Source organism: Deltaproteobacteria bacterium, from assembly GCA_016931625.1.
Classification (GTDB): Bacteria; Myxococcota; XYA12-FULL-58-9; order XYA12-FULL-58-9; family JAFGEK01; genus JAFGEK01.
The window spans coordinates 1-19,592 of the sequence record JAFGEK010000102.1; the positions used below are offsets into that span (position 1 = coordinate 1).

Annotated in this window: 18 protein-coding genes; 11 read left to right on the forward strand and 7 right to left on the reverse strand. The window is 40.0% G+C overall.

The annotated features are described in order from the left end of the window. The first annotated feature begins 266 nt into the window (after positions 1-266). Positions 267-1,184, forward strand: a complete 918-nt coding sequence (locus JW841_09240; protein MBN1961118.1) for a hypothetical protein — start codon at positions 267-269, stop codon at positions 1,182-1,184. A gap of 477 nt (positions 1,185-1,661) precedes the next feature. Here the strand turns inward: JW841_09240 and JW841_09245 are convergent, their stop codons facing one another. The 5 genes from JW841_09245 to JW841_09265 all read right to left on the reverse strand — a co-directional run bounded on the left by JW841_09245 (position 1,662) and on the right by JW841_09265 (position 6,025). Next, positions 1,662-2,267 carry a YkgJ family cysteine cluster protein gene (locus JW841_09245; protein ID MBN1961119.1) on the reverse strand — a complete coding sequence of 202 codons (606 nt, stop codon included), beginning with the start codon at positions 2,265-2,267 and terminating at the stop codon, positions 1,662-1,664. Continuing rightward, positions 2,267-2,974, reverse strand: a complete 708-nt coding sequence (locus tag JW841_09250) for a Smr/MutS family protein (GenBank protein MBN1961120.1) — start codon at positions 2,972-2,974, stop codon at positions 2,267-2,269. The genes JW841_09245 and JW841_09250 overlap by 1 nt, the downstream gene beginning before the upstream one ends. A 46-nt stretch (positions 2,975-3,020) precedes the next feature. Continuing rightward, positions 3,021-3,947, reverse strand: a complete 927-nt coding sequence (locus tag JW841_09255) for a serine/threonine protein kinase (GenBank protein ID MBN1961121.1) — start codon at positions 3,945-3,947, stop codon at positions 3,021-3,023. Then, complete coding sequence (locus JW841_09260; GenBank protein ID MBN1961122.1) at positions 3,944-4,885, reverse strand: HAMP domain-containing histidine kinase; 942 nt, start codon at positions 4,883-4,885, stop codon at positions 3,944-3,946. Before JW841_09260 ends, JW841_09255 begins: the two co-directional genes overlap by 4 nt. 102 nt (positions 4,886-4,987) lie before the next feature. Beyond that, the gene (locus JW841_09265; GenBank protein ID MBN1961123.1) at positions 4,988-6,025 is read right to left on the reverse strand and encodes a diguanylate cyclase; all 1,038 of its coding nucleotides are present in this window, start codon (positions 6,023-6,025) and stop codon (positions 4,988-4,990) included. Between the two features lie 94 nt (positions 6,026-6,119). Here JW841_09265 and mdh point away from each other — a divergent pair, with 94 nt between their 5' ends. From mdh to JW841_09280, 3 genes are all read left to right on the forward strand, one after another. After that, positions 6,120-7,088, forward strand: coding sequence for a malate dehydrogenase (gene mdh, locus JW841_09270; GenBank protein ID MBN1961124.1), 969 nt, complete (start codon positions 6,120-6,122; stop codon positions 7,086-7,088). Positions 7,089-7,156: 68 nt separating this feature from the next. After that, on the forward strand, positions 7,157-8,374 hold the full coding sequence (locus tag JW841_09275) for an RDD family protein (GenBank protein MBN1961125.1): 1,218 nt from the start codon (positions 7,157-7,159) through the stop codon (positions 8,372-8,374). A 724-nt stretch (positions 8,375-9,098) separates the two neighbouring features. Further along, positions 9,099-10,607, forward strand: coding sequence for a glycosyltransferase family 39 protein (locus tag JW841_09280; protein MBN1961126.1), 1,509 nt, complete (start codon positions 9,099-9,101; stop codon positions 10,605-10,607). Between the two features lie 22 nt (positions 10,608-10,629). On the opposite strand, the gene JW841_09285 is transcribed toward JW841_09280, so the two are convergent. Continuing rightward, complete coding sequence (locus JW841_09285) at positions 10,630-12,093, reverse strand: WG repeat-containing protein (protein ID MBN1961127.1); 1,464 nt, start codon at positions 12,091-12,093, stop codon at positions 10,630-10,632. A 122-nt stretch (positions 12,094-12,215) separates the two neighbouring features. Between JW841_09285 and JW841_09290 the strand changes: the two genes are divergently transcribed. The 3 genes from JW841_09290 (at position 12,216) to JW841_09300 (ending at position 15,711) form a co-directional block, all read left to right on the forward strand. Beyond that, the gene (locus JW841_09290; GenBank protein ID MBN1961128.1) at positions 12,216-13,061 is read left to right on the forward strand and encodes a diaminopimelate epimerase; all 846 of its coding nucleotides are present in this window, start codon (positions 12,216-12,218) and stop codon (positions 13,059-13,061) included. Positions 13,062-13,128: 67 nt separating this feature from the next. Beyond that, the gene (locus JW841_09295) at positions 13,129-14,364 is read left to right on the forward strand and encodes an LL-diaminopimelate aminotransferase (protein ID MBN1961129.1); all 1,236 of its coding nucleotides are present in this window, start codon (positions 13,129-13,131) and stop codon (positions 14,362-14,364) included. Positions 14,365-14,400: 36 nt separating this feature from the next. Continuing rightward, positions 14,401-15,711 carry a diaminopimelate decarboxylase gene (locus JW841_09300; protein ID MBN1961130.1) on the forward strand — a complete coding sequence of 437 codons (1,311 nt, stop codon included), beginning with the start codon at positions 14,401-14,403 and terminating at the stop codon, positions 15,709-15,711. A gap of 11 nt (positions 15,712-15,722) precedes the next feature. Here the strand turns inward: JW841_09300 and JW841_09305 are convergent, their stop codons facing one another. After that, on the reverse strand, positions 15,723-16,526 hold the full coding sequence (locus JW841_09305; GenBank protein ID MBN1961131.1) for a hypothetical protein: 804 nt from the start codon (positions 16,524-16,526) through the stop codon (positions 15,723-15,725). A gap of 144 nt (positions 16,527-16,670) precedes the next feature. Here JW841_09305 and JW841_09310 point away from each other — a divergent pair, with 144 nt between their 5' ends. The 4 genes from JW841_09310 (at position 16,671) to JW841_09325 (ending at position 19,493) form a co-directional block, all read left to right on the forward strand. Further along, positions 16,671-17,465: a polysaccharide deacetylase family protein gene (locus JW841_09310; protein ID MBN1961132.1), complete on the forward strand. Its 795-nt coding sequence runs from the start codon at positions 16,671-16,673 to the stop codon at positions 17,463-17,465. Between the two features lie 43 nt (positions 17,466-17,508). Continuing rightward, positions 17,509-18,489, forward strand: a complete 981-nt coding sequence (locus JW841_09315; GenBank protein MBN1961133.1) for a flippase-like domain-containing protein — start codon at positions 17,509-17,511, stop codon at positions 18,487-18,489. 99 nt (positions 18,490-18,588) lie between these two features. After that, the gene (locus JW841_09320; GenBank protein MBN1961134.1) at positions 18,589-18,876 is read left to right on the forward strand and encodes a hypothetical protein; all 288 of its coding nucleotides are present in this window, start codon (positions 18,589-18,591) and stop codon (positions 18,874-18,876) included. Positions 18,877-18,893: 17 nt separating this feature from the next. Continuing rightward, a complete protein-coding gene (locus tag JW841_09325; protein ID MBN1961135.1) occupies positions 18,894-19,493 on the forward strand; it encodes a dephospho-CoA kinase in 600 nt (199 codons plus the stop codon). Positions 19,494-19,592: the final 99 nt, after the last annotated feature.

Genomic DNA, 19,592 nt, shown 5'->3' on the forward strand with positions numbered 1-19,592 from the left:
CTAGGAACTAGGAACTAGGAACTAGGAACTAGGAACTAGGAACTAGGAACTAGGAACTAGGAACTAGGAACTAGGAACTAGGAACTAAGAACTAAGGGGACACTGTTCTATATTTTCTGTTCTATATTTACCTAGTTACCTATATTTTCTGTTTTCATTTCTATTTGTATTGACATTATTATTTGTTCAAATTCATATATGTTGCTAAGTCTACAAAGACTGCGAATTTATATTAATAGATTAGTTTAATTTTTTTGGGGGATTCAATGGCCAGACTAGCACGAGTAAAAGCTGAAAATTGTGGAGCTTATTATCACCTATGTGGGCGAACTGGAGGTGTAATCGGTGATTATCCGCTTAATGATAAACAATGCCGTCGTAACGTAATTAATTTCATCAAATTTTTTTCTAAAGTCTTTTGCATGAGAGTGCTTGGCTTTAGCATCATGGGCAATCACTATCATCTAGTCATTCAAATGGATGGGCCAAGGCCTATACCACGAAAAGAGCTTATAGAACGGGCATCATTGCTTTACAAAAAAGAACTACTCAATAATTGGGCAGAGGCAAATTGGAAGCATTTTACCCAGCGGATATTAGATGTATCCGAATTTATGCGAAGCTTACAATCTAAAATAGCTAGATGGTACAATGACACCTACAACCGACGTGGCAGATTTTGGTCTGACCGTTTTAAAAGTGTACTGCTCGAAGACGAAAAAGCCATGTTCGACTGCCTTCTTTATGTAGAGCTAAATCCTGTTCGCGCTGGTATTGTTCAACGTCCAGAAGATTACGAAGGTTCATCAATATACTATCGCGAAGTAAAAGACGACAAATGGATGGCACCAATCAGCGAAATTACTGGGCAAACCAAATATAGTACCGCAATTAAAGAATATAAAGCTTGCGTGTATTACCGTGGCAATGTGCCGACCAAAGACAATCAAGCAGCGATATCAACACGTTTGCTAAAACAAGAAGAAGCGCGTGGTTTTACTTCAGCAGGGATGTTTAAAAAACGCATACGTCATTTTACTGATGGGGTTGTAATAGGCTCGGCTGAATTTGTAAGCGAAAAACTAAACAAAGTCAGAAACGCCGGGCAGTATCTTCGCCGCAAAAATCCGATACCACAAATGGATGGTATATATTTGTGCCTTCGACCGCAGCGAGGTGCTTGAATAGAATTTTTATAATTATCTAGCGATTAAAAGCCGAGAGACAAATAAGAACAGAATATAATATTTTGTGGTTATTATTAAAAAGGCAATTCGGACAAATCTTATTTTAATTACAACAGATACTAATAACTTAAAAAAAGTAAACAAACTAAAAGTAATGCAAACAGACAAATTGAGAAAAAATAAATCTTAAATCTCGTATTAATGTAAAATCCCAGAACAAAAATTCACAAACATTAACATATACGCATATATCTATAAAACAGTGTCCCTCTTTGGCTTATATCTATAAAACAGTGTCCCTCTTTGGCTTATCTATAAAACAGTGTCCCTCTTTGGCTTAAACAGTGTCCCTCTTTGGCCTTAAAACAGTGTCCCTCTTTGGCTCCTCTTTGGCTCTTTGGTATTTCGTATGCCGGATTTAGGGCGGTTTGCATTATTGCAACTTTTTTACGCATCCTTACCGCAAGGATACGATTAAAAGGTATCATCGAGCCATTCAAAATCTTCATTTTGACCGGCAGCATCACGTTGTAATCTTGTGGGATGATGTACAGTTACACCAGGGTTGAGAATCGGCAAGCTTAAGCGTTTTTTCATGCGTGCTACTACTAAGGGTGCAACTTGGTAACTGCAAGAAGGCAATACTTGCGGTTGTTCAAAAAAAGGTTTTTTAGGATATTTGCGACAAAACAATGGTCGACGTTTATAAATACCGCAGCGATTATCAGGCCGTTGATGCAAGCAACTAAAAATTATTTCGCCATTTGGACCGCGAGCCACTTCGATTAAACCATGTAGTGCATAATGAAACCAACTGAATAATCGCAATAGGGTAGGGCGATTAAGAATTAATCGTGGGGGATGTGCCATTATCATCCGGCAACATTCGCCACAGCGGAAACATGAGCCAAGTATTACAAAACGTGGTGGGCGCAGCATTTGGATAAAGCGAGTTGCGGCTAAATCAAGTTCGGCAAAAACTGAAATTGCCGCAGTCCAGATTACACTAAGTATTTTACCTTTAGTGACCAAGATTAGCAGAGCGATCGCAGCGATTGCAATATATGCTAATTCACTCATTAAGCCTGCACCCCAAAAGGTTTAACACCGGGGCGTCTTAGCAAAACATAAAAAGCGCCGGGACCGCCATGTACTGGCAATGCCGTACAAAAAGCTAATACATGAGGACGATTAGGCGCGCGTGATAACCAGCGCGGCAATGCTTCTTTAAGGATCGAAATACCATCAGGTGAGCTTTTGCCACGACCGGTAATGATCAATACGCAACGTTCATTATCAGCTCGAGCTCGTGTAATAAATGTGCTTAATATATTATGAGCTTCATCGCGGTGCATACCATGGAGATCAAGATGACGATGAAAAGCAAAGCTGCCTTTTTTTAAACTATGTAAAAGTTCGTGAGTTACTCCGGGTGCAACACCAGAAATAAATTCATCACCAGCAGTTAATTCAAATGGGCTCTCGCCCCGAACGAGGCTTTCAAGTTCCATTAAAGCAAGGGCTTCATCGTCGGGAATAATACGTTCAAGATTTTTTTGCGGTTCTATACGAGTTGTTTTATGGGAGATTGATTTTACACCACTCATAGCGTTAAAGAAGATTTGACTTTCATCGGTAGTTAGGGTGTTGCTGTTTGTATTTATATCTGCATTTATTTTATTTTTTGATTCTGAAGTCGCACGCGTCGGTTTTTTGTCACTTTTAGAATTAAGTTTTTTTAGTTTAACAAAAGGGCTGTTAAATCCTGCTTTTGAGCGACGATTCATTCTTGCTACTCTTTATTTATCTAATCGTCATGCTCGCGAAATTTATTTAAGCGAGAATGCTACTGAGATAACTGATTAGTTCTTTTGGTGTGTAATTATGCCCGTATTTATTGATATATTTGTCTAATTCATTTACAAAGTCAGCAGCGGTGGCGAAACGTTTACGTTCTTTTCGATGTAAGGCACGTTTAAGAATTTTTTCTAATGGTTTTGGGGCATCTCGTCGTCGTTTACGTAAAGCGGGTATTTTTGCATCGCGAATGCGTAACATAACTTGTAATTCATTATCACCGGTAAATAGTCGTTCACCGGTGAGAAGTTCAAAGAGAATAACTGCAGTAGACCAAAGATCAATTGATTGATTAGGCAGTTGACCGCGAATTTGTTCTGGCGAGAGATATCCAAGTTTGCCCTTAATAGAACCCTGTATAGTCCAACCTTCAATAGCGATTAATTTAGCTACCCCAAAATCACCAAGTTTAACTTCACCTTCAGCAGAAATAAAAATATTAGATGGGGTTACATCACGATGTACGATACCCAGAGGACGTCCGTTAGGGGTTACAGCTTGATGTACATATTCAAGACCGCGCAATACATGGGCCATTATGTGAACAGCGGCATCAGGAGCAATATTAATCCCTTTCTCTGCGAGACGATTGCTAATACGTTCAAGATCGCGACCTTGAATATATTCCATAGCTATGTAGTAACGACCTTCAGCTTCGCCAGAATCATAAACGCGAATAATATTGGGGTGACGTAACATTATAGTTACATCAGCTTCGGTTAGAAAAAGATCTACCGCATCACGGTCGCGTTCGAGTTCATCGTGTAGGCGTTTAACGACAATAGGCGTAGAAGCTTCGGTATCATTACTTATGGCAAGAAAAACTTCAGCCATGCCACCAGCACCAATTTTGCGCAGTAACTTATATTTGCCAAATTGCTCTATTGAAACAGTTTCGTTCACATTGACCCTACTTTGTGAGCTGCAGCCAATGAGGGCAAGCGTATACTAAAAGTAGTACCACGCCCTTTTTTGCTGGTTACCTTTATAGAACCACTGTGGTCTGCAACAAAGCGTTTAACAATAGAAAGTCCAAGTCCGGTACCAACATTTTTAAAACTATTGTAAAAACCGGCAGTTACGTTACTTGTATTAAAGTTTAAATTTATATCAGAGTGGTTTTTAATATCATTATTAGTTTCTGTGAGTGCAGGAATTACATTTTGACTAATACTACATGAATTATGCGTATCAGTTTTATTAGTAGAAGGTTCTTGAAAAAGTTGCATAAGAGTTTCAGATAGACCAGGACCGTTATCACTCACGTTGAATAGTAACGAACCGTTATCAATACTAAAATCGATGTCTACACGTCCACCGCGTTCTAATGCCTCCATGGCATTACGACTAAGATTTGATACAATCCGTTTAACTCTGCCAAGGTCAACAACAATAGTTCCGGGTTTAGCAATTTTAACAGTTAAGATAATACCACGTGGTTGTGCCTGTATGCTTAATTTGTCTTCAATTTCTTTTTGCAATTCGATTAAAGCAACTGCTGCTGGATGCAAATATGAATCACCGCGAGCAAATGCTAACAGGTCAGTGATCATGGCATTGATCTCTTCGACTTCGTGTAGAATACGCGCATAACAATGGCGCCGCTCTGTTTCAACATTTGAGTGCGCCATGAGATGGGCATAACCTGAAATAACTGCCATAGGATTGCGCAAATCATGAGCAACACTGGTTAGCATGCGTCCAATATGAGCTAACCGCTCGGTTTCGCTATGTGTTTGGTGCTCAGAAATAGTAATATTATCACGTAAAACTTGAGGATTTGTTTTATTAGGATCAGTGATATTAGTTAAATTATGCGCATATGCAATATGAGAAGACATACATCCCCTCCAAATCTATTATACCGCCATAGCAGAAGCATCCGAAAAGGATATAGTCAACGAGAATCGCCGTAAAAAATATTATTTTGTATGGTGACATCCCTAATTAGGTTGGTTTTCGTCAGGTTTTTTTAAAAAAGCTACACGATTACGGCCACTTGATTTTGCTAAATATAGTGCTTTATCGGCAGCTCGCAATAAGGCACGCGAACTATCGACTATATTAGAGTCGATGGCAGCTACTCCAACAGACATGGTAACGTGACAAGGTACGTGTGGATCACCTAGGTTTTGGTCTTCAATATTGGCACGCAGGCGTTCGGCCACCAGCAGTGCATCTTGCATGTTAGTGTGGGGTAAAATTATAGTGAATTCATCCCCACCATAGCGTGAAACGAAATCTACGTCTCGAACACCATTTTGCAAAACTACACCAAAGCGTTTAAGTACGCGACTACCAAAAAGATGGTCGTGCTGATCGTTAACCTGCTTAAAAAAATCAATATCAATCATCGTTACTGCTAAGGTATCATGATGGCGACGGGCGCGGCGGTATTCTTCATCAAGGCGCGAGAATAAAAAGCGCTGATTATATAAACCGGTCACATCATCTGTTATTGATAATTGTTCAAGACGAAAATTAGCCTCGACAAGCTGGTGGGTGCGTTCTTGTACTTGCAGTTCGAGGTTGTGGTTCATGGTTTCAATTTGTTGATTTGCTTGCTGTAGATTTGCGATTAGACGTCGGTTTTCAAGCAGAATACGACGTTTTTCAAGAGCGCGACCGACAGTAGATACAACATCATCAAGCGAGTTAAAAGGTTTGACTAAATAATCATATACACCTGCATTAATGGCTGACAACATACTATCCATGTCAGCAAAGGCAGTCATTAATATTACGTCTAAGTCTTCATAAGTTGAATGGATGCGTTTTAATAAATCTAAACCGGATAAACCAGGTAAATTTTTATCGGTTATTATAAGATCATAAGTAATACTTTCGAGTTTTTTAAGCGCGGCTTCGGCATCATATACAAGATCAACGATATAACCTGCAGGAGGTAATAATTCATTAAAAAGTTCACCAACGACAGGGTCGTCTTCAACTACCAATATGCGCGGTGTACTAGATGTCAAAAGAATGAGAACCTCCATGTCTTACTTTACCCCATCTACTGAGTTAATAACTCTAATTTATTTTTATATGGTTAAAAAGTAGGAGAAACTTAAGATGATTAGCAAGCAAAATCGCCCCAAAATAGCACTTCTTGGCGTCGGCCAAGTAGGCGGAAATTTAGCACTTTTAGCCGCCATGCGAGAACTTGGGGATATCGTACTTTTTGATATTGCCTCGTTAGAAGGCATGGCTAAAGGCAAAGCTCTTGATATTGGCCAGCTACTTGCGGTTGATGGATTGAATGTCAATATTTTGGGCACCTCAGATTGGCAGCAAATTCATGATGCCGATGTAGTTATTGTTACTGCGGGAAGACCTCGTCAAAAAGGAATGAGTCGTGATGATTTGCTTGATGTAAATGTGCCCATTATTGTTGAGGTGGCAAAAAACGTTAAACAATATGCTCCTGATGCTTTTGCCATTATTATTGCCAATCCGCTTGATGCAATGGTGCATGCTTTTTCACGGGTAGCAAATTTTCAAAAACAACAAGTAGTAGGTATGGCTGGTGTGCTTGATTCTGCACGGTTTCGTTTTTTTATTGCGAAAAAGCTAGGAGTCTCGGTCAGCGATGTAACCGCGTTTGTTTTAGGTGGTCATGGTGATGATATGGTGCCAGTAGTGTCGCTGTGCACCGTGGGTGGTATTCCCGTGTCGCAATTATTAAAACAAGAAGAAATTGATGCCATAGTTGAACGAACTCGAAAAGCCGGCAGTGAAATCGTTGCGTTACTTAAAACCGGAAGCGCATATTATTCGCCAGCAGCAAGTGCCATTTGTATGGCAGAAGCATACCTGCGCGATCAAAAACGGGTGTTAACTTGTGCGGCATATTGTCAGGGTGAGTATAACTGTGATGGCATTTATTTTGGAGTGCCAACCATAATTGGTAAAGGAGGGGTTGAAAAAGTGCTACAAGTTGAGCTTGATGCAAATGCCAAAAAGGCATTGGCATTGTCGGCAAGTCATGTCGTGGAATTAGTTAAAGCAGTAGATAAGCGAATACCGGCAATAAATATATAAAGTAACAAAACTTAATCGCGGCTACATATGTTGGAACATAACTTTGGACCGCGCTAAGCTTTGAGATTATGGATAAATCGACAACGAGTCCGCAAACCTCAATGTCACAAAATACCCCAACAGATAGTATTAATACTGATCCCTGCCCACGTTGCGGTTATAAGAGTACACCTTTAATTGCAGGTAATGGAGTGCCCGACAGTTCACTATCAGATGAGTGTCCTCGTTGTGGTGTTATTAAAAGCAAGTTTCGTGTACGTGCCGCTGCACAGCACAATGAAAATGTTGCCTTGGCAAATATTAATAGTAATGCAGTAGCAGGGTTAGCAGATACTTCAGAATCGCAAATAGTAGAAGAGCAAGCAGAAGCAACTAAGATCCCTACCCTAAAAGATCGATTTTTAGCTTACATTATTACCAACTGTCGTGTGGCGGTTATAGTGGCGATTGCCAGACTCGTAATCGTTATGCTGGTCACTATTGCCTATGGTGATGACATGGTGACCGTTTTCAATAGTGGTTATTTTCGCATGGCGCGTATTAATAATTCGGCACAAGCTATTATTGGACTATTAACGCTTGCCGCATTCATTGCGGCTTTTTGGTACGAATATGTGAGAATTCCACTCATCCACAGTGCGACTCGCGGTGAATTACAAAGAGGCATTATTATAGTTGACAACAATGGTAATCAGGCAGAAAATTTTGGCTTATTTTTACGCCGCGCAATTGTATTGCTTATCCATAATATCATTATAATAACAGCGCTTTTTCCCTTTATCGATAAAAAGCAACGTACTTTGTCTGATCTTGCATCTGAAAGTCATCCGATAAAGGTTGCGCAACCAACAAGTAATGGTTTTGCTGCATTTTTCTTAGCCATAATGGTGATCTTGGGAACGCAGAAGTTGGTTATGTGGCGAATAGATTCGTTTATGCCTCAAAGTGCTACTGAACGTGCCAAAGAATTACGAAAAGAACAAGCTCGCGAAGAAGCTGCACGTCGTACTATTGAAAGAATGGCTGAAACGAAAATTAAAAACAGCATTAAAAAAGACATTCGTGCTTTACTCGACGCTTATCATCGCCGCTTTGGACATTACACTAGCGATATTTTAATGTTGTTAGAAACCTGCGGGTCTGAGGTTTTTGGAACACGACTGTCAGCAGCATCGGCTAATATATTAGATAACCAGATAGTCATTCTTGCTGATCAAAACCCACCGCGAATTGAAGTTATAGGGCGAATACGTCATAAAGCTCGTCAACCGACGCGTACACGCTAAAATAGTGGTGTCTAAGTATTTTGGTCTTAATCAATAGTCTCGACAATTGCTTTTAAAAATAACAGAAGAGCCACTTGCAAAAGTCCCTATGATTTCCAATTATAGCAAATATAACGTCATTCCCGCGAAAGCGGGAATCTAGGAATGTTATGTAAAAACAATATGTTATGGACCCCCGCGTTCGCGATGGTGACGATGAAAAGGTTATTATGGTATTTTTGCAAGTGGCTCGCTAGTAATAACTAATCAGCGCATATCATTTTGATAAGTTAATGATTGCCACTTATAGCACGGGCGCCTATATCGGTATGATAATGGTTAAAAAATGATCGATTAAGCATTGAAGTTTGGGCTGATTGGGTCACAACCGCGGGGCCTAAACTTATGGGAATACTTTATGCTACGCCGTCAAGAGGCAAAGAAATATTTTCGTATGAGTATAATGTAGATTGGCTTAAAAACACTTACTTTTTGGTACGCGGCTGAACGGCAAATCTATCTTGTTGCGTCATATGTTAACGCAACTAGATGAAAATATAATGGCTGTTCCTTGGCAAATGATATGAATGACCAGCAACTAGATAATGGCAACATAACCATGAACTATTAAACGTGAAGCCAGTAATGCGTTTTTGTGCTGTAAACTTATATATTGTGATGGTTACAATTGGCATAAACGTATAAAGATTATACTAATAAGTGTCACTTTAGGGGTAAATTTTTAATGAAAATAATAATTAAACATAATTTAAACGAATGGATCATGACCAAGCGTGCCCAATGGTTAATTGGTATTTTGTTATGCACACTGTTAACCGCGCACAGCTTACCCTTGTTCGATGATGGCGCTCAAGACGTACGTTATATGAATTTTGCCATGCATGATGAATATCTTATTACCTATCATGTTTGGAATATGGTCGACCAAGGCTCACTATATCATGGTTTTCGGGTGTACCCTGGATTATATCCTTATACTGTAGCAGCCATGCGGGCGATAATTGGCCCTGACAGTCTAGAATTTTTTCACATCATTGCTTTGCGTTTTTTGTCACTAATAATTTCGTGTTTCGCTTTGCTTCTGACTCTATGGCTATTTTCGCGGATTAAGTATGGTTTATGGGCTGCCTTAATCTTATCATTTTGGATGGCGTGGCATCCTGAAACTATACTCTGGGCGTCGCGAATTCATCCTGATGCTTTATTGTTGTTATTTAATCAGGCGTCATTAGCGTTTCTTATGCTTGGCGCTGAGCGTCGTGATGATAAATATATTAAGATAGCTGCGTTGCTGGCGGGTTTTTCGGCGGGAACTAAGCTTTTTGGATTTTTTATTATTGTGGCCATGAGCATATGGTTAATTTTTATTTATTGGCATAACCGTCGTCACCTGATTAGGCTGCTTTTAATTACTAGTGCACTTTTTCTCGCGGCTTTTCTAGTGGTGAATCCCTATTTATTTGTTGATGCAGCAAAAGTAATTACCGGCTTATTGTCGCAACATAAACGTAATATCCACGGTACTTCTTCATTGTGGCAATGGTGGCCGCTGCTTTGGGGGAGTCGAGGTTTTGGCATCGTTGGCGCATTTTTGGTGCTATTCGGAATTGTCGACGGCATCTGGAAAAAAGACCGTACCACCATTCCCGTTTTAATATTTGTTGCGGTTTATTCTAGCTATCTCTTTGGCGCAGTTCGTATTGATGTCTCTCGTTATGCGATACCTATGATGTGGCCGCTTATTTTTTTAGGTTTACGAAGTATGGTGCGTATATATATTGAAAATAAAATGATTAGGCCAATGCATTATGCTACTATGATAGCTATGGTTGTTTTGTTGATATGTTTTGCCGTAGTAGATATCCCCCGTATGCACGAGGCACATAATGACGATATCGAACACTACAACTGTAGTCTTACCGCAACAGAGATAGCATTTGGGGAGCATTTGCGTAGTTATGCGGCACGTGCTAATGGTATTGTCCTTTCAAGATATTATATTTATGTCCCTAGAGAAATTGGTTGGTTGCCTGATTGGTCATTGCCAGTTAAACGCTTAAAACGCCCTGACGACATTTTAGCAGTAGTGGTTACTAAAGAGTTACAGTGGGATAAAGATAATGAACAGCGCTTTCGCAATGGTGAATTTGGTTTTGTTTGGTGCGAAACTATTTATGACCATGAAATTTTTGTACCTAAGAGTCGGGCGAAATTACACGGCTGTGCTCTATAGTACAAGCGAAGGTTTTAAGCTTTTATCTAGACATATAAGTGCTATATAATAATTCACCTTTAGTATTGATAAGTCCCCAACGAGGCGAATCCGCCATAGTCACTTTTGCAATGCCATCTTTAAATGGTTCAACGCGAGCATAACGTGGGGCAATGACGATTTTATCAGCAGCATTAGCAAAGCCCCAACGTTTGTTTCTGCGAATGGGATGTAAACCCGACAGATCTGGTTTTGGGGCTTTATGATTATAAACAATAGACGATGGATCGACAATATTACCGCTAGTATCAAGGATAAAATGTTTTCCGTTCTCCATCACTTCAGCTCTACCTTTTTTAAATGAAGAGAATGCATAGTTATAGCGTATAGGGATTACTACCATGCCTTGTTTATTAATATATCCCCATTTATCACGCCACTGTACTACAGCAAGCCCTTCTGAAAATGCTCGCGCTTTTGAATAAGCTGGCCGAACCACAAACTTACCGCTGCGATCCATAAAACCACAAAGTCCGCCAATCTCTACCCCACATAAATCTTCTGAAAAGTTATGGGTAAACGTACTATCAAGAGGGTACTTAGTATTAAAACCAGTACCCAAGAAACTCAAGCCAAAGGTATTAAGGTAATACCAAGAGAGTTTGCCTATGCGTGTATCCATACGTGCTGCATAACCATCAATAAACGGACGTGGATTATAGTAACCAGGATGGCTAAAATCGACACCTCCGCCATGCTTATCGATAAAAACAAGATGACTGGCAATATAGACTGCAGCACGTCGGTTATGAAAAGGAAACGCTTTAGTATAACGCCTGGCAACAACCTCTTGACCTTTCGTATCAATATAACCCCAGGTGTCACCTATTGCTATTGCAGCTAAACCTTCTGAAAAAAACCAAGCATCATCGTAGCGAAAGCCGTTTAGTAATTGACCATTATGTGCCACAAACCCCCATTTTTCACCTTGCTTTACTTTTGCTAATCCTTCAATAAAAGGATGAGCATCATCAAATTGCAGAGGAATTATTTCTCGGCCTTGTACATCAATATATCCCCATTTAGCTGCCCGACGTGCTGGCGCCAAACCCTCATGCACGGGTCGTAATTCATCCCATTTGGGCTCTGCGGTAAATTTTCCTTTGCGATTAATTAAGCCCCATTTGCCATCTTTCTGCACAGCGGCGAAACCAGATAAAAAACTTTGTACTTGTGTGAAATTGGGTTTAATCACTATATGTCCATTGCTATCGATATATCCCCACAAATCATTAACACATACTGCTGCCATACCTTCAGATTGAGGTAGACCGTCAACAAAGTTTGGCTTAATAATTACTGCCAATTTTTCATCAAAATAACCAACACTTCCATTTTCAATATAAGGGTATAATAATTTGGGTTTAGTGTGGTTATCGGCAGCAAATATACTTAATGGTAAAAATAAAGCTGTAAAAAAAACTAAAAAATCAAAACTTAATTTCATATTACAGAGATAGCACAAATAACGCGTTAATTACGAATAGATACTGTCTTTCGGGCGCATAACCGCTTGAATTCTTTTTCTGGGCAAGCTAGGAGCACTTTTTAACTTTAGGAGCACCTAAAATGCGCTACTTTAAATATCATGGTTTAGGTAACGACTACTTAGTTATTGAACCCAAAGAATTGGGACGCGAACTTACTACCGCTGAAATAAAGTTAATTTGTCACCGTAACTACGGTGCTGGTTCTGATGGCATCCTTTGGGGGCCATTACCTAGCAATAAAGCCAATTTTGCCTTACGAATTTTTAATCCAGATGGTAGTGAGGCAGAAAAAAGTGGTAATGGATTGCGAATATTCTCGCGATTTTTATTTGATCAAGGCCAAGTCGGACAAAAGCCTTTTGCCATTGAAACTCGTGGTGGCTGCGTTAACGCGCAAGTGTATGACAATGGTCGGTTAGTCGATATCGATATGGGGCAGGTAAGTTTTAATAGTCGTCAGATACCACTTACCGGCGATGAGCGAGAAGTCATCAATGAAAATATGACTATTGCCGGCAAAGAATTATGTTATTGCGCTGCTACCGTAGGTAACCCTCATTGTGTTATACATTTAGATGAAATTTCGAGCGATTTAGCAAAAAGCTTAGGGCCGCAAATCGAAGTCGAGCCACGTTTTATTAATCGAACCAATGTGCAATTTATGAAGGTTTTAGGTCGTAATGATATTCAAATTGAAATTTGGGAGCGCGGCGCTGGTTATACCTTAGCTTCTGGTAGTAGCAGTAGCGCAGCGGCTGCAGTAGCGCGGCGTTTAGGTTTATGTGACGAACAAATAACTGTGCATATGCCGGGTGGTGATCTAGGCATTACCGTGCATGAAGATTATACAATTAAAATGAGCGGCCCAGTTACTAAAGTAGCTGACGGTATGATAAGCAAAGAGGCGTTTTCGGTAGATCTTTAAGCAAAATAAATTAAAGCTACTAGCATGCAATTATACTAGGGACACCCCCTATTTAGGTGAGTAATTTATGGCAAAGTTAAACTCAAATTATGACTTATTAGCAGCAGGTTACTTATTTCCAGAAATTGCCCGGCGCGCTAAGGCGTTTGCTGAAAAAAATCTAAAAGCCAAACTTTTACGTATGGGCATTGGTGATACTACTGAAGCAATACCACCAAGTATTGCAGCGGGGATGCATGCCCGTATTGACGCCTTAAGCAAACGTGAAACTTATACCGGCTACGGTGATAGTTGTGAATTAGGTGAACTATCCCTTCGTGAAGCCATTGCAGCCGATTATGCGCGACTTAAAGTGACAATAAATTGTGACGAAATTTTTGTTAGTGATGGCGCAAAACCAGATAGCGGCAATATTCAGAGTATTTTCAGTACTGATGCTGTTGTGGCAGTACAAGACCCCGCTTACCCAGTATATGTTGATACTAATGTAATAGCTGGACGCGCGGGTATTTACGATGCGAATAAGCAACTTTATACTAAATTTATTTATATGCCTTGCAATGAGCAAAATGGTTTTTTTCCAGCAGTACCAGATATTAAAACCGATTTGATTTATATATGCTCCCCAAATAATCCAACCGGCAATGTTGCAACACGTGCACAGCTTCAACAATTTGTTAACTTTGCACGAAAGAATAAGGCGGTAATAATATTTGATACAGCATATCGTGATTATATTTGTGATCCTAAATTACCACGAAGTATTTATGAAATTGAAGGTGCGCGAGAATGCGCCATTGAAATCTATAGCTTTTCAAAATTTGCTGGTTTTACTGGTATACGTTTGGGTTGGTGTGTCATTCCTAAGACATTGGTTATCGAAGATAATGATATGGGTAAAGCCAATAGATTATGGACACGTCGTCAAAGTACTTTTTTTAATGGCGCATCTAACATTGCTCAGGCTGGTGCTCTTGCAGCATTATCAGAGCAAGGTCGCAGTGAATGTCAGCAAGTAGTTGATTATTATATGAATAACGCAAAGCTAATTCGCGAAACTTTGACCAAATTAGGTCTTACTTGTTTCGGTGGCGATAACGCCCCCTATGTTTGGTTAAAAACCCCTAATGGTATGAAAAGTTGGCAGTTTTTTGACAAATTACTAAATGAAACACACGTAATTGGCACTCCGGGTTCAGGTTTTGGTCCAAGTGGTGAGGGTTTCTTTCGCTTAAGCGCTTTTGGTCATCGTGAAAATGTCGAAGCTGCTATGGCAAGTATAAGTCAAAATTTACGTTTATAGGCTTATCTATAAAAAAGATGAAAGAGTAGCGAAGTTATGAATGCAAATATGCAAGTAAGATCATTATCTACACAGAATATTATTGACTTAATAGAAAAGTATGGCACGCCACTTTATGTATACGATGAGAAATTATTGCGCGCTAAATGTCGTGCGGTTTTGGCTATTCCCAGCGCATTTGGTTTGTATGTTGGCTATGCCATGAAGGCCAATAGTAGTCGGGCGCTACTTGAAATAATTGCCAGCGAGAATATTGGTATTGATGCTAGTTCGTTTAACGAAGTGCAAAGAGCAATTGCAGCTAACATAAAAGCCCAGCGAATAATGTTGACTACCCAAGATATACCCATGGGTGATGACCGCAAAGAACTTGAGTGCCTGATGAAAGAGGGGTTGTTATATAATGTTTGTTCACAACAGCAATTAGAGCTAATTGCTGATTTTGTGCAAAAAGAAAAGCTCCCTATTTCTGTGCGAGTTAATCCAGGTATAGGTACTGGTGAAAGTGTTACTCGCAATACTGGTGATGATTATTCAAGCTTTGGCAATCATTTAGGCAACATTGAGAATTTGCTCGCTATAGTTCGTGAACGCAAGATTGTGGTTAAGCAAGTTCATTGTCATATTGGCTCTGGTGGTGATCCTCAGGTATGGCGTGCAAATATTGAACGGATGCTTGAGATAACTGAACGCTATTTTCCTGAGGCGAAATGGGTAAATCTAGGTGGTGGTTTTAAAGAAGCGCGCATGCCTGATGAGAGCGCTGCTGATATCAACGAACTTGGGATATATGCCAAACAGCAATTTGAAGCTTTTGCTGCTCGTACTGGGCGTCAGCTTACGATGGTAGTTGAACCTGGCACATTTTTAATTGCTAATGCTGGTTATGTTGTAGCCGTAGTTATTGATAAAAAAACAACTGGCCAAAATGGTTTTGAGTTTTTAATTCTTGATGCAGGCATGGAAACCATAACTCGTCCTTTGCTATACGGGTCACGTCATCCATTTTATGTAGTATCGCGTGATGGTTGTTTGCTCTCAAGTGAGTTTGATCCACAAGTAAGTTCTAACAATAAGCTTGTGGTTGCGGGTCGTTGTTGTGAAAGCGGTGATTCACAAACGCTAGATGCCCAAGGCCATATTGCGCCGCGGGCGATGGCAAATCCAAATATAGGCGATTACGTTATTATTGGTGGGGCTGGAGCATATTGCTCAAGTATGTCGTTAGTTGGCTATAACTCATACACACAAGCCGCTGAGGTGTTGGTACGTGAAGACGGTTCGTTGCAATTAATACGAAAGCGGCAGACGCTTCTGCAACTTTGCCAAAACGAACTGCCGCTTTAATTACTTTTTGTTTAAAGCGAAAAATATCCGCCAATTATGGTAGTTAATTGAATTATAGCACTATGGTCATATCCATCTGGAACAATGATGTTATAAATTAAACCTGGTCCGGCGCCGATAAAGAAATGCGAAGTAATATGGTAAAGTGCTGGGGCAAAAACATCTAAGTTAATAAAAGTGGCTGAAGCATCACCAAAAGAGTGATCAAAAATTATCCCAAGTTGAGGTAGAAAAGTTAACTTATCTCCTAGTTCAAGATTGTAGCCAGCTAGCGGTTCAAAGGCAAAGGAAGAAAGACTGCCACCATCATAACCGTATCGGTGAAAGGCAATTTTGCCACCAACTGCAATATTATCCATGATGAAATAAAGTGCTCCTGGCGCAATATTTAAAGTATTAGTGCCTTCACCGGCGGTATTATAGCTGAAATATATCGATCCAAGCGGTACGATTTGGTCTGCTAAACCAAAGGTATCACGATTTGAAGAATAATTACTGCTGCCAAACGAAGACGAATCAGAAGATGAGGCTGAAGATGATGCCGGCTCTTTTTCAGGAGCAGGTGAAGCGGTCCAAGCAGGTTCGCCAGTATCGCTAGTGCTGCTAGCTTCAGTTTTTACCGGGGCTGCTGCTGGGGTAGGTGCAGGTTCGACTGGCTCTGGTGCTGTTTCAGGCGGTGGTTCAGTTTTTTTCTTAGTCACCGTTGCACGTTTTGCGCCTTTTTTTCGTTTCTTTTTTGCGGCATCGGCATAATCAGGCGCTGCTATAAGGGCTATAGTTAGAATTGAAATGATGAGCAATTTAATAGTTCTCATCGTCTTCTCCTTTTATCTAGTCAAACAACAATGGTTGTTTACTAGTTCGCCAATAAGTTGATGCATTAAACAATACTCGATATCTGGTCTTGGCGCTTTATTCAATTTTTTCGTTAACTTGAATTTAGGTGGAGACCCTTCCTAATGCCACTGCGTCTTCGTATTTTACTAATAATTGCGGTAAGTTGCCTATTGTCGCTATTATTTTTTAGTATTTTTTGGCTAGCTTCGCAATCTTTTATTTTGTCTGTACAATTGTTAACTTTTTATGTGATTACCGCTGGTTATTTTTTATTTGTATACGTACCCCGTTTTGATCCAACGGGTTTGACTTTGTGGCGTTTAAAAACAAAGCATAAACTAATAGCCCTTACTTTTGATGATGGCCCAAGTTTGTATACCAAAGAAGTACTTGAAATAATGGCAAAATATAAAATCAAAGCCACTTTTTTTTTTCTTGGTGAAAACGCCCAAAGACACCCTGACATTGTCGCCCAAACTCGTACTATGGGCCATGCAATTGGTAGCCATGGTTTTTCTCACCATAAAATGCATCGCTTAAATGAAGCAGAAATAAGTCGAGAATTCACCATGAGTGCTGCTATACTGGCGCCAATAGCTAAAGTAAGAAATCATGCGTTGCTGCGGCTGCCGCATGGATTTAAATCCATAACTTTGATGCGATGCATTCGTAAATATGGTTATCAGTTGATCGCTTGGACTAGTGGCGTGTGGGACTCAGAGCGTCCAATACCTGCGGTACTTGTACGTCGTTTACAAAAAGCATTAAAACCCGGTGCCATCATTTTGCTTCATGATGGTGATGGTATAAACCCTGATCTTGATCGTTCATCAACAGTTACGGCATTATCTGAGTTTATCCCATTTGCTCAGCATTCTGGGTATAAGTTTGTTACAATTCCTGAACTTTTTGCTTAGGGACAACCCCATAAATATTTTTTTTAAGAAAGGCCATAAAAGTATGCAGCGGGCAGGTTATCGGTTGTGGAATATTATTGGCTTATTGCTCACTGTACCGCTATTGGTTTGGACTTTTTGGGATGTAGATATTCAAGGTTTATGGCAAAGTCTAATTGTCTCCAAATTACCATTACTGTTAGTAGTTGCATTTATAAATTTTTTCATAATCGCGCTTAAAGCCTGGCGTTGGCAGCTAATCATTAGTGCCACACAGAAAGTAGGTTATTTGTTAGTGGCATTGACGACGGTCATTGGTTTTATGGCAAATAATATATTGCCAATGCGGGCGGGGGATATCATTCGCGCAATAATGCTGGGTAAACGTGGACGAGTCAGCAAAGCGATGCTTATTGCAAGTCTCGGCGTTGATAAAATTATTGAAGGCTTATCTATGGTTGTCGTGTTAGTTGTGCTGCCATTTTTACTACCCACACCATATTGGTTTCGTTCGACCGCTTGGATTTTAGGCGGTGTGATGTTGGGGCTTTTGGGTTTAGGAATATTAATCAATAAAGGTAGCAAATATATCTGGATCGATAAAATACCATTACCATTGCGTTGGCGTGATTTACTAAAGAGCATCCTATCTCGTATGGCTGAAGGTTTTTCGGTATTGAGGCGTCCGTGGCAGCTAAGTAAAGTTATGATTGTTGCCATTGCAATTTGGCTAGGACAAGGTCTTATGGTGTGGCTATGTTTACGAGCAATGTCATTAGAACTATCATTACTAGCGGCATATTTAATATTGATGGTAGTAAATGTAGGTATTTTAGCACCAGCGGCTCCAGGAAATATTGGTACTTTTGAATTTTCGGTTGTATTAGCTTTAAGTTTTCTTGGCGTAGAAAAAACTCAAGCCTTAGCTTTTGCTTTGGTTTATCATTCAATACAATTAATCCCGACGATTATTGTAGGTATAATAGCATTTTTTACCGCGGGCTTACGATTCAATGACCTGAAAGACGCTCAGGTATCTTTATGATTCTAGATTAATTTAAAGTAATCATGGTGAATATATTTCTATATTGTATAGTCTATTTATCGCAAAAGGTAACATCAACTGACTTTAAGGAGATTATTAATGAAGGCACTTTTATTTAGCGTTCTTGCAGCTATGTTTGCTTTAGCTTCATGTGGTGAAGATGTCTGTGAAAAAGCGGCTAATAAAATAAAAGATTGCGGTCTTGTTTCAGACAGTGGTGACGATGGCGAAACTACCTGGGAAGTTGATGAAAACGAAAACGTTAAATGTGAAGGTGCGGCTAAATGCGCTGCTGAATGCGTCAACGATGCTTCATGCGATGTGCTTAAGGCAGCTTTTACTGGTGAAACAAATTCGTATATGACGTGTCTTGAAAAATGCTATTAGCGACAGTTTAAACTTCTGTGCGAATCATTGGACTAACTGGCGGTATTGCTAGTGGAAAAACTACAGTGCGAGGTATGTTTTGCGCGCTGGGCGCGAGCGTACTTGATGCCGATGTCATTTATCATGATCTCATTGCACCAGTTAATGGCAAAGTTTCTCCACTAGCGTATGAAATTGAACAGCGCTTCTGTGGTGTTTTAACAGATGTAGGTGAAATCGATCGCTGCAAGTTGGGTGCGCGGGTTTTTGCAAATGCAGAAGAGCGTGCAGCACTTGAGGCGATTACCCATCCTGCGGTGCATTTAGCTGTTGAAAAACAGATATCAGAGTTAAGCAAAAAAGGCATTCAGCTGGTTATCTATGATATTCCGCTATTATTTGAAAATAATCTTGAAAATAAGTTGAATGGTGTCATCGTAGTTTGGGTGCAGTTTGCGTTACAGTTACAGCGCTTGATGGTTCGCGACCATTTAACTAAAGTTGAGGCTGAATTACGGATAAACTCACAAATGCCGCTTGATCAAAAACGCCAACGTGCAACTTGGGTTATTGATGCTAGCGGCACCTTAGCATCGACACAAATGCAAGTTGAAAAAATTTGGTTAGCTTTAAATTAATTGCTTCATATTAGGGGTGCGCGTTCAAAAATTGCTCAGGCCGATTAACCGTTTATAGTTAGTTGAAATATCAAGATAATTTACAAAAAGTACACGTAC

Bases quoted from the DNA above. Each gene is read 5' to 3' on its own strand.
- JW841_09240 (MBN1961118.1), top strand. From the start codon at position 267: ATGGCCAGACTAGCACGAGTAAAAGCTGAAAATTGTGGAGCTTATTAT.
- JW841_09245 (MBN1961119.1), bottom strand. From the start codon at position 2,267: ATGAGTGAATTAGCATATATTGCAATCGCTGCGATCGCTCTGCTAATC.
- JW841_09250 (MBN1961120.1), bottom strand. From the start codon at position 2,974: ATGAATCGTCGCTCAAAAGCAGGATTTAACAGCCCTTTTGTTAAACTA.
- JW841_09260 (MBN1961122.1), bottom strand. From the start codon at position 4,885: ATGTCTTCTCATATTGCATATGCGCATAATTTAACTAATATCACTGAT.
- mdh (MBN1961124.1), top strand. From the start codon at position 6,120: ATGATTAGCAAGCAAAATCGCCCCAAAATAGCACTTCTTGGCGTCGGC.
- JW841_09275 (MBN1961125.1), top strand. From the start codon at position 7,157: ATGGATAAATCGACAACGAGTCCGCAAACCTCAATGTCACAAAATACC.
- JW841_09280 (MBN1961126.1), top strand. From the start codon at position 9,099: ATGAAAATAATAATTAAACATAATTTAAACGAATGGATCATGACCAAG.
- JW841_09285 (MBN1961127.1), bottom strand. From the start codon at position 12,093: ATGAAATTAAGTTTTGATTTTTTAGTTTTTTTTACAGCTTTATTTTTA.
- JW841_09290 (MBN1961128.1), top strand. From the start codon at position 12,216: ATGCGCTACTTTAAATATCATGGTTTAGGTAACGACTACTTAGTTATT.
- JW841_09295 (MBN1961129.1), top strand. From the start codon at position 13,129: ATGGCAAAGTTAAACTCAAATTATGACTTATTAGCAGCAGGTTACTTA.
- JW841_09300 (MBN1961130.1), top strand. From the start codon at position 14,401: ATGAATGCAAATATGCAAGTAAGATCATTATCTACACAGAATATTATT.
- JW841_09305 (MBN1961131.1), bottom strand. From the start codon at position 16,526: ATGAGAACTATTAAATTGCTCATCATTTCAATTCTAACTATAGCCCTT.
- JW841_09310 (MBN1961132.1), top strand. From the start codon at position 16,671: ATGCCACTGCGTCTTCGTATTTTACTAATAATTGCGGTAAGTTGCCTA.
- JW841_09315 (MBN1961133.1), top strand. From the start codon at position 17,509: ATGCAGCGGGCAGGTTATCGGTTGTGGAATATTATTGGCTTATTGCTC.
- JW841_09320 (MBN1961134.1), top strand. From the start codon at position 18,589: ATGAAGGCACTTTTATTTAGCGTTCTTGCAGCTATGTTTGCTTTAGCT.